This window comes from Neorhodopirellula pilleata (genome assembly GCF_007859915.1).
Taxonomy (GTDB): Bacteria; Planctomycetota; Planctomycetia; order Pirellulales; family Pirellulaceae; genus Rhodopirellula; species Rhodopirellula pilleata.
In genome coordinates, this window is the sequence record NZ_SJPM01000004.1 from 353,367 (window position 1) to 366,756 (window position 13,390).

A 13,390-nucleotide genomic window follows, 5' to 3' on the forward strand; every position below is an offset into this window, starting at 1 on the left:
GATCCCTCGCTGACGCATCGGGTTACGATTAAACCGACAGCCCGCTAGCGGGCGGTTGACTTAGTCCTCATCGAAACCCGAAGCGTGAGCGAGGGATACTTACAGAGGATTTAATGGCGTTGGATCCCTCGCTGACGCATCGGGTTACGATTAAACCGACAGCCCGCTAGCGCCATCGGCTCACAAGAAATCAATCAGTGGCTCTCTTTTAAGCACTGATTGCGCATGACAAACAATGAATTCTCGAACGTCCATGGTCCACTCGGTCGTGCCTAATTGAGGGTTAATTTGCAGATTTTTCGTACAATTATGACGTTCTGTGGAGTTGACTTGCATGAAAAGTGAATCCTCTAACAATCATGAAGAGTTTTTAAGACTCTTTACAGCGAACGAATCGGCAATTCGCGCTTATGTGCGTTGTTTGGTGCCTACGAGAGATGATGCCGCCGATATCATGCAGGGTATTTCGCTGGTGTTGTGGGGTAAGTTTCACGAACTCGAGGAATTGGATGGTTTTCGCAGTTGGGCGTTGGCTGTGGCTCGCTACGAAACCCTGGCTTGGCACCGAGACCGGGCTCGGGATCGGCTGGTTCTTGCCGGCGACGTGTTGGGGATGATCGCCATCGATTCGGCTCAACAGGAGAAGCGTTTGTCGGCACAGCGTGATGCGTTAGAAAACTGTCTAAAGCAGTTGCCGGTGGACAAGAGGCATCTGGTGCTTGGGGCGTATGAGCCAGGAGTTTGCATTCAGGAGGTTGCCGAGCAAAGTGGTCGGACTGTCGCGGCATTTTACCAGTGGTTGCACCGAATGCGTCTGCGCTTGCGCGATTGTTGTCGTCGATCGCTCGAGACGGAGGGTTTGTCATGACCGATTTTACAGATGTCCGCCAGTTGTTCTCGCATTATTGCCGTGGTGAAATCTCCGCCGAGCAGCTTCAAGCGTTGGAATCCGCACTCCGGGAAGATGCGGATTTGCGAAATGAATTTATCGAATACATGAACGTCGATTCCGGGCTTGGGCAGTTGGCGGCGTTGTCCAAGGGTGAACGGGCGGAAATCAGGTCTTTTGAGTTTGATGCCGAACTAAGTCGTCCAGCCGGTGGGGAGTCATTGAAACCGTCTGCGTTACCAGACGCGTTCTTCAAGTATTACCGAACGTCATGGTTGGTTGCAGTGGTTGCCGCAATACTGCTCCTGGCTACGGTCGCACGGCTCATCGGCTCGCCAGCGAAAGTCGCGACGTCCGTGGCGACGCTCGTGTCGCAGGTTGATTCAGCACTATTGCACGACGGCAAACCACTCAATGGAGTTGATTTGGGCCCCGGTAGATATGAGCTTAGTCGTGGATTGGTACACGTTCGGTTTGGGGCGGGTGTGATGGTGTATGTCGAGGCACCTGCCGATTTTGTTGTGCAAAGCGACAAGGAAGTGATGCTGCGAAACGGTCGGCTTTCTGCTTCCGTCCCGCCCGAGGGGATCGGCTTTGTTGTCCAAACTCCGGAAGCTGAAGTGATTGACTTCGGTACGGAATTTTCAGTTGACGTCGAGCCTGGCGCGAGTGAGGTTCATGTGTTTGATGGACTCGTTCGTGTCCATTCAGGTCGAGCCGGCGACGACGATGAGGCCGCAGGGATGGACGTCAAAGGATCTCAGGCGGTTCGGATTACCGATGGGGCGGAGAAGCCCGTCGATATCGAGCTTGCCAGAGACCGATTTATTCGCAACTTTGATGAGCCGTGGCTAAACTACGCGTTATTGGTCAATGATTTATCGCCTCTTGCCTATTATCGAATGGCAATTCGTGATTACGGGTTGGTCTCGGAACCGCCCCAGTATTCCGGTGTCGTTTTGACAGGAGAAGGTAGACGTCCGCCACATGCCCAAGGTGTATTCGCCGGCGGCTCATTGCGAGTCGGAGTCGATTCCAGCGGCCGTGGAGGACGCGTCGATTCACCGCCGCCATTGACTACCGGACAGTTTTCGCTGACTGCCTTTGTGTATCGAGAGTCGCCCGCACAGAACTCGTTGGTTGCCACAAATTTCAGTGCAGAACGTGGAAACTTTGCCGTGTCTCTGAATGAAAACGGATTGTTGCAGGCCACCATCAGGACCAAAGATGGCGGCGAGACCTCGATCACAGGTGGCTCGTCAGTGCCTCAAGAGTTTTGGCGACACATCGTCGTGACGGCAGATGGTCAACAGCTAAAAATTTATGAAGACGGGAAGCTAGTAGCGTCTGCTCCGTGCACAGAAATCGTAACCAGCGACTCGGATACGATCTGGTTCGGGACGGACGAAAATTCGAACCGAGTATGGGATGGCCGCATTGACGAGATGGTTCTTTTTGATCGAGCACTCACTGAAGCCGAAGTCGCCGCCCTCTATCGCACCGCTCAAGAAGAGATTGATAGCCTGAAATGATCTTTCACTACAAAAATTCATTGCCACGCATGCTAGTCCGAATTGCATCGGCCATGCTGTGTGCGATCCTGACGATCGGCACCTCCATGGCAACATCAGCCGACCGGCCCAACATTGTGATCATCCTTGCGGATGACCTCGGGTACGGAAGCCTTAACAGCTATGGCGCGGATGAGTCGCACATCCGAACCCCAAATATCGATCGGTTAGCCAGGCAAGGACGACGCTTTTCTGATGCGAACACTCCTTCGTCGGTTTGCTCGCCAACACGCTACGGATTACTGACCGGGCGTTACGACTGGCGGACGAATCAGAAACATGGCGTGGTGAGCACGACCGACCCGCTGCACATCGACACGTCACGGTCAACGATCGCGTCCCTCCTGAAGTCGGTCGGCTATCGCACCGCAGCGATCGGGAAGTGGCACCTAGGGTATGGCACAAACAAGGCGGACTTCACCAAACCGCTGACTCCCGGTCCGCTGGATATCGGCTTCGACTATCACTTTTCCGTTCCGCAAAATCACGGAGACGCTTCGGGGGTTTATGTACGCAATCGGGATGTCGTCGGCTTGCGTTCTGATCGACGTATTCCCGCCGGAAAGTCTCCATACGGTCGAGACTACATGGGAATCGACGCTCCCCAGCGCGTCGATGAAAATGTGATGGGCGAGCTGACGACCGAAGCCGTTGAGTGGCTCGACCGGCAGCCTAACGACACGCCGTTCTTTCTGTACTTTGCCCCGGTGGCGATCCACTTCCCTTATACACCGTCGCAGACGACAAGAGGTAAGAGCGGAACGGGCCTCTACGGCGACTGGATTGGTGAACTCGATCTATCGGTTGGAAGGCTTCTTGATGCGATCGATCGCATGAACGCCACGGAAAACACTCTCGTCATTTTTACCAGCGACAATGGTGGCGTCCTGATGACGGAAGGCGAACGCCCCGAGGCGGATGCCTATCGAGCTGGGCTTCTTTGTAATGGAAAATGGCGCGGGCGAAAGCATAGTATCTATGAGGGCGGTTTTCGAGTTCCGCTGCTCGTTCGCTGGCCTGGACACGTTGAGCCGGGCACTCTTTGCGACGAAACGGTCAGTCTCGTCGACATCTACTCAACGCTTGCCGCGTTGATCGATCAGCCGGTGCGCTCGAATGAAAATGTTGCTGAAGACAGTTTTAACGTGCTGCCAGCAATTCTTGGCACGCAATACAAAGAACCGCTGCGATCATCCATGATTGTCCACAGTCCGAATGGAAACTACGCGATTCGAAGCGGCCCATGGAAGTACATCGAAGGCATACCAAGTCCGACCTTAAAGCAACCTCCGCAGCGAGACGAATTGCACTCGCAGCTTTACAACTTGCAGAACGATCCTGGTGAGCGCAACAACGTAATCGATGTACATCCTGAGGTGGCGGAGCAGTTAGCCGAGTTGCTTAACAACGAGCGTATAAACGGCAGGTCCTCAAGATTAACCACCCCGCTGAAACACGAAGACTAAGCATCGCGTGAACAATAAGTGATGGATTCTTAACGTGGCGTCGACTTTCAGTCGACGTTTCACGGTTTGGCGACTGAAAGTCGCCACCACTTAATGTTCACGCGATGCTAAGTCAAAAACAAACGCAGTTTAAGCCAATTCAATGAAGCGAACTCTCTCATGAAAACCATCCAATTCATATCTGCGCTATTCGTCGTGACTGCCGTCGGTTTGGGCACGCCACGAGTGGTGATTGGCGCTGAAAAGCCGAACATTGTACTGCTGTTCATTGATGACTGGGCCTGGAACGGGTCGCCCGTTTCGATGGATGACGCGATGCCGAATTCTTCGATGCCGGTACTTCAAATGCCAAACATCGAGCGGCTCGCTCGCGAAGGCATGAAGTTTCGCAATGCTTATGCGTCGCCCCAATGTTCGCCATCTCGTGTGTGTGTGCAAACCGGACAGTCTTCCCCGCGAAATGGTTTCACCGTGTTCATGAGCGACCGGGGACAGGACTACTTCGATGAAAGCAATTCCTACAAGAGCTTCCCTGTCATTCCGTGCGTTTCGGACATGACCATCGATAAAGACGCAGTGACGATCCCCGAAGCCCTGAAGCCGCTCGGTTATGTTAGCGCTCACATTGGCAAATGGCACATGCGAGGCAATCCCGGCGACGAAGGATATGTGCTGCATGATGGCGACACCAGCAATACCCCGGGCAATACGGTGCCCCAAGAGAATAATCAGCGGTTGCCTGACGATATGACCGATCCCAAACTCATGTTTAGCATCACGGAGAAGGCGATCGGTTTTATGGATGAGCAGGTAAAGGCAGGCAAACCCTTTTATCTTCAAATCTCACACTACGCGATGCACGAAGGCCGCGAGTGTCTGCCGAGGACACGCGAGAAGTACGCGAAACACCCGCTGGTTCAGGAATGGTACGAGAAGAACGGAACGACGGCGAACAAGGTGAAACGTAAACAGGATCCCGCCATCTGGCTGGGAATGGGCGAAGATCTTGACGGACGAATCGGAGCGGTGCTCGACAGCATCAATGACCTCGGAATCGAAGACAACACTTACGTTGTTCTGATTTCCGACAACGGCTATCGACATCACGAACTCGAGCTCACGCCAGGACTCGCCCAACCACACCACGCTCACAAATGGTGGGTTTGGCAGGGCGGCATCCGCGTTCCGATGATTGTTCGAGGCCCCGGTATCAAGGCGGGCTCAACCTTCAAAGGCAATGTCGTCAACTACGACTTCCTGCCGACGTTCGTGGATTGGGCTGGCGGAGAAACATCGTCGCTCAAAGACATCGACGGAATCAGCCTGACTGCCTACATAGCGGGTAAGGAACCGGACGACACGTTTCTCAACCGCAACCTTTATTTCCACTACCCGCATTACCGATCAAGCATGCCGCATTCGGCGATCGTTTCTGGCCAGCGCAAACTATTGCACTTCTATGAACAGCCCGACATTCCGATGTTGTTCGATCTGTCAGGCGACATGGGTGAAGTCCACAACATCGCCGCGCATGAATCGGATACGCATCAGCGACTTTTCAACGACATGATGAGCTATTTCAAAAAGGTCGGCGCAAGAATCCCCAAACCCAACCCCGACTTCGACGCATCCGTTTACGAGCAGGACAAGGAATATCCGAAACGCAAGCTCTGGGGAGCGTTCACCGGAAGCAGACCGCTGGAAGTTGACGAATCAGCATCAACATCGAATTGACGGAACCCTATACAAATGTGCCGAAACCTTTTTGCAATTTTAGTCTTCTGCCTGGCGGCCACGCATTCGCATGCTCAATCGGAGCCGCAGAAACCCAACGTGATCGTTATCCTCGCTGACGATCTGGGTTATGGTGATCTGTCGTGCTATGGAGCCGACGATATTGCCACGCCCATTATTGACCAGATGTCGAAGGAAGGAGCCAAACTCAATAGCTTCTATGTTTCTCCCGTCTGTTCGCCGACTCGCGCTTCGCTGATGACCGGCAGCCATTCAACGCGAGTCGGTATCGGCGGTGTCCTGTTTCCTCGGAATAACCACGGTCTGAACCCGAATGAGATCACGCTGCCTGAGTTGCTCAAAAACCAAGGTTATGCGACGGCCATCGTTGGTAAGTGGCATCTTGGCAATCAAGACATGTTTCAACCGCTCAACCACGGGTTCGGTTATTGGTACGGAACGCCGTCGTCCAACAGCCAAGGTTTCTATCCCACACTCAAGCATTACGCAGCCGATTGTGTGTTTCGCGAAGACTACACCCGTCAGAACATCCTCGAATTGAAAGAAGCGAATTGTCCGCTTGTTCGTAACAACGTCGTCATCGAAGTGCCCGCAGACCAGACGCAGTTCACCCAGCGGTACACCCACGAGACCATCCGCTTCATTCGCGAAAACAAGAACAAGCCGTTCTTTGTTTACTTGGCTCATAACATGCCGCACATTCCACTGCATGCTTCCGAAATGTTCGTGGGAAGCAGCAAGCGAGGTATCTACGGTGATACCGTCCAAGAACTCGATTGGAGTACCGGTGAGATCTTGCGGTCTCTGAAAGAACTTGGGCTCGACGAGAATACGCTGGTCATTTTTACGTCCGACAACGGACCGAACACCAATACAGGCGGCAGCGCCGGCCCGTTGAAAGGCGACAAAGGTTCGACATTCGAAGGAGGCGTCCGAGTCCCGTTCGTTGCTCGTTGGCCGGGAACCATTCCTGCGGGCACGGAGTCTGATGAAGCCGTCACATGCATGGATCTGCTACCGACGCTGACCCGAATCGCGGGCGGCGACGTGCCGGATGATTGTCTGATCGACGGAAAGGACATTTGGCCGCTGTTGGCCGGAAAGCCAGACGCCAAGTCGCCCCACGAAGCTATCCATTACCTGCGCGGTCGCTCGATTCAGGCGATCCGCGTCGGCGATTGGAAGTATCTCGTGGCCGATGCATCGAAGACGGATGCCCCGAACGTTGAAGTTGAGTTGACGAAGGAAGAGCAAAAACTTCCTCGCAAAGAGCGAAAAACGCTTATCAAAGAACGCAGCAAAGCGACGGGTCAGAAACCGACGCCAACTGCGGCACTTTACGATTTGAGCGTCGATATCGGCGAACAAAACAACCTGATCGCAAAACACCCCGAGATCGCCGCGAGGTTGAAAGAACAAATGAATGACTTCGACAAAGAGCTTCGCAAGACAATGCGACCCGCCGCCGTTGCGAGCCAACCATGAACATCAAAAACACCCTTCAACCGTGTTCAAAAAGGCAGGAAATATGAAACTAGTGCTTTGTCAAGATTCAACTTTAGGGTTGGCAACATTAGCCGTTTGGGCGCCAGCCCCGGTTCTTGCGACGAAACCGTGGCTAGCGCCAAAACGGCTAATCCTAAAATTAAAGTTGGACAAAGCCCTAGTTGCCTTCACAATCGTCGTGTCATTGTTTGCGACGAACGCGTTTGCGATCGAGGTGCCCAAAAGGGTTCAGAAGAAGATACTCGCTGCCGCGCCCGAGATAGACCTCAACCGTGACGGTGAGGTCACCGCTGAAGAATTGATATCAAGCCGTGAAAAGCTGCCTGAGAACATGCGAGTGATGCTGGACCTGTACCTGGGTACTCAAGGCGACTCGCCCAAGGAGTCAGAACCCGTCAAGCATACAACGACGCTCCCGAAGCCTCCCGATAGTAACGGGACCACACCTTTCCTTGACCCGATTTTTGAGTATCAAGAAATCGAGAACATCACCTATTGCACGGCAAAAAGTGGTGACACGACCATGCCGTTGTTGCTCGACATCTATCGTCCAGTAGCCAGCCCTCAGCTACCTACCAAACTGCCCGCCATGATCCTGGCGTTTGGTGGAGGATGGCGCAAGGGGTCCAAAGATGTCAAATACATCAGGGATCTATGCGGATACTATGCCCAGCGAGGCTATGTTGCCATTTCAATTCAATATCGGATCGAGAAAGACAATCCGCCGGCGCTGCCCGGGCCAGCCCCAAACCCTGAGGGGAATGATCAATTCCGCCTGATCAATGCCGCGTTTCAGGACACATGCGATGCCGTCCGTTGGGTTAGGGCGAATGCAAGCAGCTACAACATCGATCCGAAACGCATCGGCATCGGTGGAGTCTCCGCAGGCGCATTCAATGCGCTGCACACCGCATTCAGCGATGACGAAATCACCGGCCCTGATGCCAAAGTCGCTGCGGTGATTTCTCTCATGGGTGCGATTGTAGCAAGCCACATTGATGAGAACGATCCGCCTGTTTTCATTGCCCATGGCACCCGTGACAACGTGGCTCCTTACGCGATGGTCAAGAACATGGTGCAGCAACTGGAAAAAGTGAACGCCGAATACAGCTTCTATCCGGTAGACGGTGTGGCACACCGGCTTCAGACAATTCTCGAAGCCGAGTTCGACGGCAAGTCGGTGGCGGATCACAGCCTTGGTTTCTGTTTCGAAGCCATGAAACTCGGCGAGCTGATCAAGGAATCACGATAGGCAACTTCAGATATGACAAACAGCATTTCACTACTCATTGCACTCATTCTGTTCCTCGCTGCACCTTTGGTGTCATTGGCCGCAGATCCGGTTCATCTGTTCCTGTTGTCGGGACAGTCCAACATGGCCAACTTGAAACCCGAACAGGTTTTTAGTCCGGAAATCCAAAAGCATTTCGGCGCCGAGAATGTAGTGATCGTGAAAGTTGCCCAAAAAGGAGAACCGATCCGCCGTTGGGACAAGAATTGGAAAGTGACCGGCGATCAGCATCCGGCCGAGATTGGTGATATCTACAGGCAGCTTATCGAAGAGGCGGAAAAGGCACTTGATGGCCGACCCATCAAGTCTGTGACACTGATCTGGATGCAGGGCGAACGGGATGCGAAGGAACGCCTGTCTGCACATTACGAAGAGGCGTTTCTCGGCATGGTTGAGCAGATCAAGACTGATTTTGATGTCGATGAAATCAACTGCATCATTGGCCGGTTGAGTGATTCGGGGTCGGGCAAGAAAGACTGGGACCATATTCGACGAGTGCAGGAAAAGCTCGGGGAATCAGGCCGCCGCAGTGCATGGATCAATACCGACGATCTCAATGACGACAACGTGGGAAGAGACGGAACACCACTGAAGCCGAACGATCTCCATTACTCAGAAAAAGGATATCGACTGCTGGCCGAGCGATTTGCAAGAAAAGCGATCGAGCTCTTGAGCAACGCAGAACAGACAACAAAGGCCGGACGATGACCCACATTTTGCGTGCTCACCTGTCCGCATTGTGCCTTGCCGGATTGCTGGCGTGGACACCCGTCTCCGCCGCTGGCTCGGATCCCGCTCGGCCCAACGTCATCGTCATCATGGCCGACGACCTCGGCGCGGAGGGGCTGGCGTGTTACGGCAGCACGATCTACACGACGCCGAATCTCGACCGAATGGCCGCTGAGGGCGTGCGGTTCAACAACGCGTACGCCACGCCGCTGTGCACACCGACGCGGGTGATGATCATGAGCGGCCTGTATCCGAACCGCACCGGGTTCAAGGCGTTGATCGGCAAGGATGATGAGGTCCGCCTGCCGGCGAGCATCCGCACGTTCGGGCACGACTTCCACGACGCCGGTTACGCGACCGCCATCGCCGGCAAGTGGCAGCTAGGTCAGTTCGACGAATATCCCGATCAGCCCATCCAGCACGGGTTCGAAGACTACAGCATGTGGACATGGTTCTACGACGGCAAGAAGTCGAGCCGTTACTACAGCCCGCACATCTACCACAACAGCCAGCTCTTCATCGGCGCGGACAAAGACTACGGGCCGGACTACTACAGCAAGCATCTGCTGGATTTCATTGACACGAACCGGGGTAAACCGTTCCTGATCTACTATCCGATGGCGCTGGTGCACTCGCCGTTCAAGCATCCGCCGTCGCTCGAGAAGCTGGCGCGAACGAAGTTCACCGACGACCTCGACAAGAGCACTGTCGCGTTCGGACACATGATCACCTATATGGACGACATCGTGGGCAAGATCATGGCGAAGCTCGAAGAGCACGGCCTCGAAAAGAACACGCTGATCCTGTTCACCGGCGACAACGGCACGCACAGGTCGATCACCAGCAAGCTGCCTGACATGGACCTCAAGGGCGGCAAAGGCTCGATGACGGAGTCAGGCACGCGCGTGCCGCTGCTGGCATGGTGGCCTGGCAAGATCAAGCCGGGCGTGCGGGACGAACTGTTTTGCCTCGTCGACGTGCTGCCGACGATCGCATCGGTGGCCGGGATCAAGCTCGACCGCAAGGTCGACGGCATGGATTTGTCCCACAACCTGCTGGGCACCGCTGGCGAGGATCGGCAGCAGGTGTTGATGAGCTTCAAGAAGGGATACTTCGTGCGCGACAGGCGTTTCCGCCTTCACGAAAACGGCACGCTTTACGACATCCCGGTGAGTTCCGACAAAGAACGGTACAGCGAGGCGAAAGCTGGGAGCGAGGACTTCATCAGTGACCGCGAGCGACTCGGCGCTGTGCTGAATGACTTCATGGCGATCGAGCAGGCCAACACGAATAGCAAGAGCAGGAAGGCCAAGTGATGAACAAGATACGCGTCAATGCAATCGTGATCGGGACGCTGCTGCTCGGCGGATGGACGCTGGTTGGTGAGAGCCTCGCCTCAGAGAAGCCTAACATGATCGTCATCCTAACCGACGATCTCGGCTATGGTGATCTGGGTTGTTATGGGGCAACAGAGATTGCGACGCCCAATATCGACAATCTCTGCGCCGAAGGAATGAAGTTCAACAGTTTCTACGTTCACAATCGCTGTTCTCCGACGCGTGCTGCGTTGATGACCGGCTGTTACGCTCAGCGAGTCGGCGTTGATAGCGTAATCTATCGCAAAGAGAAAATTGGGTTGCATTCGGATGAGATCACTGTCGCGGAACTTCTTAAAACGGCAGGCTATGCAACCGGAATCGTCGGCAAGTGGCATTTGGGTGAATGGGATGAATTCAATCCGGTAAACCATGGCTTTGACAGCTTCTTTGGTTTCATGGATTGCGACGACAAGAAAACAACCGCCCTCTATCGCAACCAGGAAATCGTTGAGAAAGTCAAACGCAAGACCGACGGTATCCACTCACCAAAGTTGCTCGCCGCTGGTATTGAATTCATCAAGAGTAATCAAGATCGACCTTTCTTGTTGTACTACGCCTCGCCGTTGCCGCATGTGACGTGGCTGCCTCATCCACGCTTCCAAGGAAGTTCAAAACAAGGCACCTACGGAGATGTGGTGCAAGAGATCGATTGGCAGGTCGGCGAGCTGATGAAAACACTCGAGGAACTCAACCTAGCTGAAAACACGCTCGTGGTTTTCGCGTCGGACAACGGTCCGCAACTCAATGTCAAAGGTCATGGCAGTGCTGGCGTTTTGCGTGATGGCAAATGGTCAAACTTTGAAGGCGGGATTCGCGTTCCCTGCATTATGCGATGGCCGGCCGTCATCTCGGCTGGGTCAAGCAATGACGATATCACCGGCATCATTGACATGCTTCCGACGTTTTGCTCAATCGCTGGAGTGGCGGTGCCGTCTGATCGAGTGATCGACGGTCGCAACCTCCTTCCGTACATGCGAGGCGAACAGGTTGAATCGCCGATTCATGAATCATTCATCGTACCCGGTGCTACGATTCGCCACGGCGATTGGAAACTGCTAACCAAGAGACGAAATCCGAGCAAAGTGGAGGCGGATCACGTCGGCAAAGCAGATCGACTTCCGGCTCATACCGGAACGCTATTCAATCTCAAAGCCGATCCTGGAGAAACAACCGACGTTGCTGCAGAGCATCCAGACAAGGTCGCCGAGCTGACAAAAAGGATGAGCGATTTCATGAAAGACCTCGATGCCCATTCTCGCCCCATCGGAAACATCTGAACGATTCAAAATAGGATATGACAAATATGAAAAGGTTTTACTTCGTGCTAGTTCTGGCTGTTGCAGCGATCGGCTTCACAAGGGCCGATGCGGCCAACGAGCGGATGAACGTGCTCTTCCTGGTTGCCGACGATTTGAATAGTTGGGTGTTGGAAGATGCGGATCGCTATGCAGGTAAGGTGATCGCACCGAATCTTCGCAGGCTGGCCGGCAGTGGCGTCAACTTCACACGTGCGTACACCGCCGCGCCGGTTTGTTCACCATCTCGCACCGCATTCTTTTCCGGTGTTGCTCCATGGAAGTCGGGTATCTACAACAACGCGCAGACCATCAACAAAAGTGAACCACTGAACCAGGACGCGGTGCTATCACTGGCCGGGTTGTTCAAGAAGAGCGGCTATGACACTTTCGGTTACGGCAAGATCACCCACGGCTGGGATCAGAACGAGCACTGGGTTGAAAAAGTCGGTCACAAAAGAGACCCGGCTCCTCCCGGAGCGCCTCTGGCCAAACTCAGCGGGGGAGAACAGGACTGGGGACCCATTCATCTCACCGAGGAACAAATGAATGACACCCGCGGGGCCGATAAAGCCGTCGCGGTTTTGGAGAAACAACATGATAAACCATTCTTCCTAGCCTACGGCTCGTTCAATCCTCACATGCCGTGGTATGTCCCGCCGAAGTATTTCGACATGTATCCCCTGGACCAGATTGTCCTTCCTGAACTGAAGGAGGATGATCTGGATGACCTTCCTCCGCTGGCCAAAGCGGTAAGTGACGGGACCGGAAGCTTCGCCGATAAGGTCATCAAGTCCGGCAAACATAAAGAGGCGGTGCAAGCCTACCTGGCCACGACCACCTACGTCGACACTCAAATCGGTCGTGTCCTCGATGCCCTCGATAACAGCCCATACAAGGACAACACCGTAGTCGTCTTCCTCACCGATCACGGCTTTCATTTGGGCGAAAAACTCCACTGGCAAAAGACCACCCTCTGGGAAGAAGGCACGCACACCTTGTTGATGTTTCGCGCGCCGGGGTTCACCCAAGCCGGGGGCGTGTCGGAACGGTTCGTTTCCTTGTTGGACATCTACCCGACTCTCGCCGAACTCTGTGGACTCACGCCCCCCGCATACATCGATGGACGCTCGCTGGTTCCACTGCTCAAAGAACCAAAGGTTCCCTGGGAAAGCACCGCCATTACCGGCTTGTGCGATAAAGGCAAAACCGACCTAGCCTACGTTAGCATCCGTCACGAACTCGGACGCTACACCCGCTACGGGTCCGAAGAAGAGGAATTTTACGACACCACCAAAGACCCTCACGAATGGACCAACCAGATCGATAACCCGAAATACGCCACCACCGTTGAAAAACTCCGCGCCCTGGTACCTGGTTTCGAAGATGCCGCTGAACCCCTTCCCACTGCGCTGACCCAAGAGCGTAGGGAGACACAAACGCAGAAAAAGAAGAAGAAAAGATAGAGTGAAAAGGCCCGACGCTAGCGCGTGTTGATTTAATCGTAAC

10 protein-coding genes are annotated in these 13,390 nt (G+C 54.2%); all 10 read left to right on the plus strand.

The annotated features are described in order from the left end of the window. Positions 1 to 334 precede the first annotated feature (334 nt). The 10 genes from Pla100_RS12305 to Pla100_RS12350 all read left to right on the plus strand — a co-directional run bounded on the left by Pla100_RS12305 (position 335) and on the right by Pla100_RS12350 (position 13,347). Positions 335 to 868 (plus strand): sigma-70 family RNA polymerase sigma factor, encoded by a 534-nt coding sequence (locus Pla100_RS12305; RefSeq protein WP_146577969.1) that lies wholly within the window; start codon positions 335 to 337, stop codon positions 866 to 868. Further along, a complete protein-coding gene (locus tag Pla100_RS12310) occupies positions 865 to 2,421 on the plus strand; it encodes a LamG-like jellyroll fold domain-containing protein (protein ID WP_146577970.1) in 1,557 nt (518 codons plus the stop codon). Before Pla100_RS12305 ends, Pla100_RS12310 begins: the two co-directional genes overlap by 4 nt. A 29-nt stretch (positions 2,422 to 2,450) precedes the next feature. Continuing rightward, the gene (locus tag Pla100_RS12315; RefSeq protein WP_197167878.1) at positions 2,451 to 3,926 is read left to right on the plus strand and encodes a sulfatase-like hydrolase/transferase; all 1,476 of its coding nucleotides are present in this window, start codon (positions 2,451 to 2,453) and stop codon (positions 3,924 to 3,926) included. Positions 3,927 to 4,085: 159 nt separating this feature from the next. Next, a complete protein-coding gene (locus Pla100_RS12320) occupies positions 4,086 to 5,660 on the plus strand; it encodes a sulfatase (RefSeq protein ID WP_146577972.1) in 1,575 nt (524 codons plus the stop codon). A 15-nt stretch (positions 5,661 to 5,675) separates the two neighbouring features. Continuing rightward, positions 5,676 to 7,166 carry a sulfatase family protein gene (locus Pla100_RS12325; RefSeq protein ID WP_146577973.1) on the plus strand — a complete coding sequence of 497 codons (1,491 nt, stop codon included), beginning with the start codon at positions 5,676 to 5,678 and terminating at the stop codon, positions 7,164 to 7,166. A 166-nt stretch (positions 7,167 to 7,332) separates the two neighbouring features. Continuing rightward, entirely contained in the window at positions 7,333 to 8,439 is a 1,107-nt protein-coding gene (locus Pla100_RS12330; protein WP_197167879.1) for an alpha/beta hydrolase, read from the plus strand. Between the two features lie 12 nt (positions 8,440 to 8,451). Beyond that, positions 8,452 to 9,186, plus strand: a complete 735-nt coding sequence (locus Pla100_RS12335) for a sialate O-acetylesterase (RefSeq protein ID WP_146577975.1) — start codon at positions 8,452 to 8,454, stop codon at positions 9,184 to 9,186. Then, positions 9,183 to 10,523 carry a sulfatase-like hydrolase/transferase gene (locus Pla100_RS12340; protein ID WP_146577976.1) on the plus strand — a complete coding sequence of 447 codons (1,341 nt, stop codon included), beginning with the start codon at positions 9,183 to 9,185 and terminating at the stop codon, positions 10,521 to 10,523. The genes Pla100_RS12335 and Pla100_RS12340 overlap by 4 nt, the downstream gene beginning before the upstream one ends. After that, positions 10,523 to 11,863, plus strand: a complete 1,341-nt coding sequence (locus Pla100_RS12345; protein ID WP_146577977.1) for a sulfatase-like hydrolase/transferase — start codon at positions 10,523 to 10,525, stop codon at positions 11,861 to 11,863. Before Pla100_RS12340 ends, Pla100_RS12345 begins: the two co-directional genes overlap by 1 nt. Positions 11,864 to 11,880: 17 nt before the next feature. After that, complete coding sequence (locus tag Pla100_RS12350; RefSeq protein ID WP_231602994.1) at positions 11,881 to 13,347, plus strand: sulfatase; 1,467 nt, start codon at positions 11,881 to 11,883, stop codon at positions 13,345 to 13,347. Positions 13,348 to 13,390 lie beyond the last annotated feature (43 nt).

Excerpts from the sequence above, each read along its gene's own strand:
- Pla100_RS12305 (WP_146577969.1), top strand. The coding sequence starts at position 335 with ATGAAAAGTGAATCCTCTAACAATCATGAAGAGTTTTTAAGACTCTTT.
- Pla100_RS12310 (WP_146577970.1), top strand. The coding sequence starts at position 865 with ATGACCGATTTTACAGATGTCCGCCAGTTGTTCTCGCATTATTGCCGT.
- Pla100_RS12315 (WP_197167878.1), top strand. The coding sequence starts at position 2,451 with ATGCTAGTCCGAATTGCATCGGCCATGCTGTGTGCGATCCTGACGATC.
- Pla100_RS12320 (WP_146577972.1), top strand. The coding sequence starts at position 4,086 with ATGAAAACCATCCAATTCATATCTGCGCTATTCGTCGTGACTGCCGTC.
- Pla100_RS12325 (WP_146577973.1), top strand. The coding sequence starts at position 5,676 with ATGTGCCGAAACCTTTTTGCAATTTTAGTCTTCTGCCTGGCGGCCACG.
- Pla100_RS12335 (WP_146577975.1), top strand. The coding sequence starts at position 8,452 with ATGACAAACAGCATTTCACTACTCATTGCACTCATTCTGTTCCTCGCT.
- Pla100_RS12340 (WP_146577976.1), top strand. The coding sequence starts at position 9,183 with ATGACCCACATTTTGCGTGCTCACCTGTCCGCATTGTGCCTTGCCGGA.
- Pla100_RS12345 (WP_146577977.1), top strand. The coding sequence starts at position 10,523 with ATGAACAAGATACGCGTCAATGCAATCGTGATCGGGACGCTGCTGCTC.
- Pla100_RS12350 (WP_231602994.1), top strand. The coding sequence starts at position 11,881 with ATGACAAATATGAAAAGGTTTTACTTCGTGCTAGTTCTGGCTGTTGCA.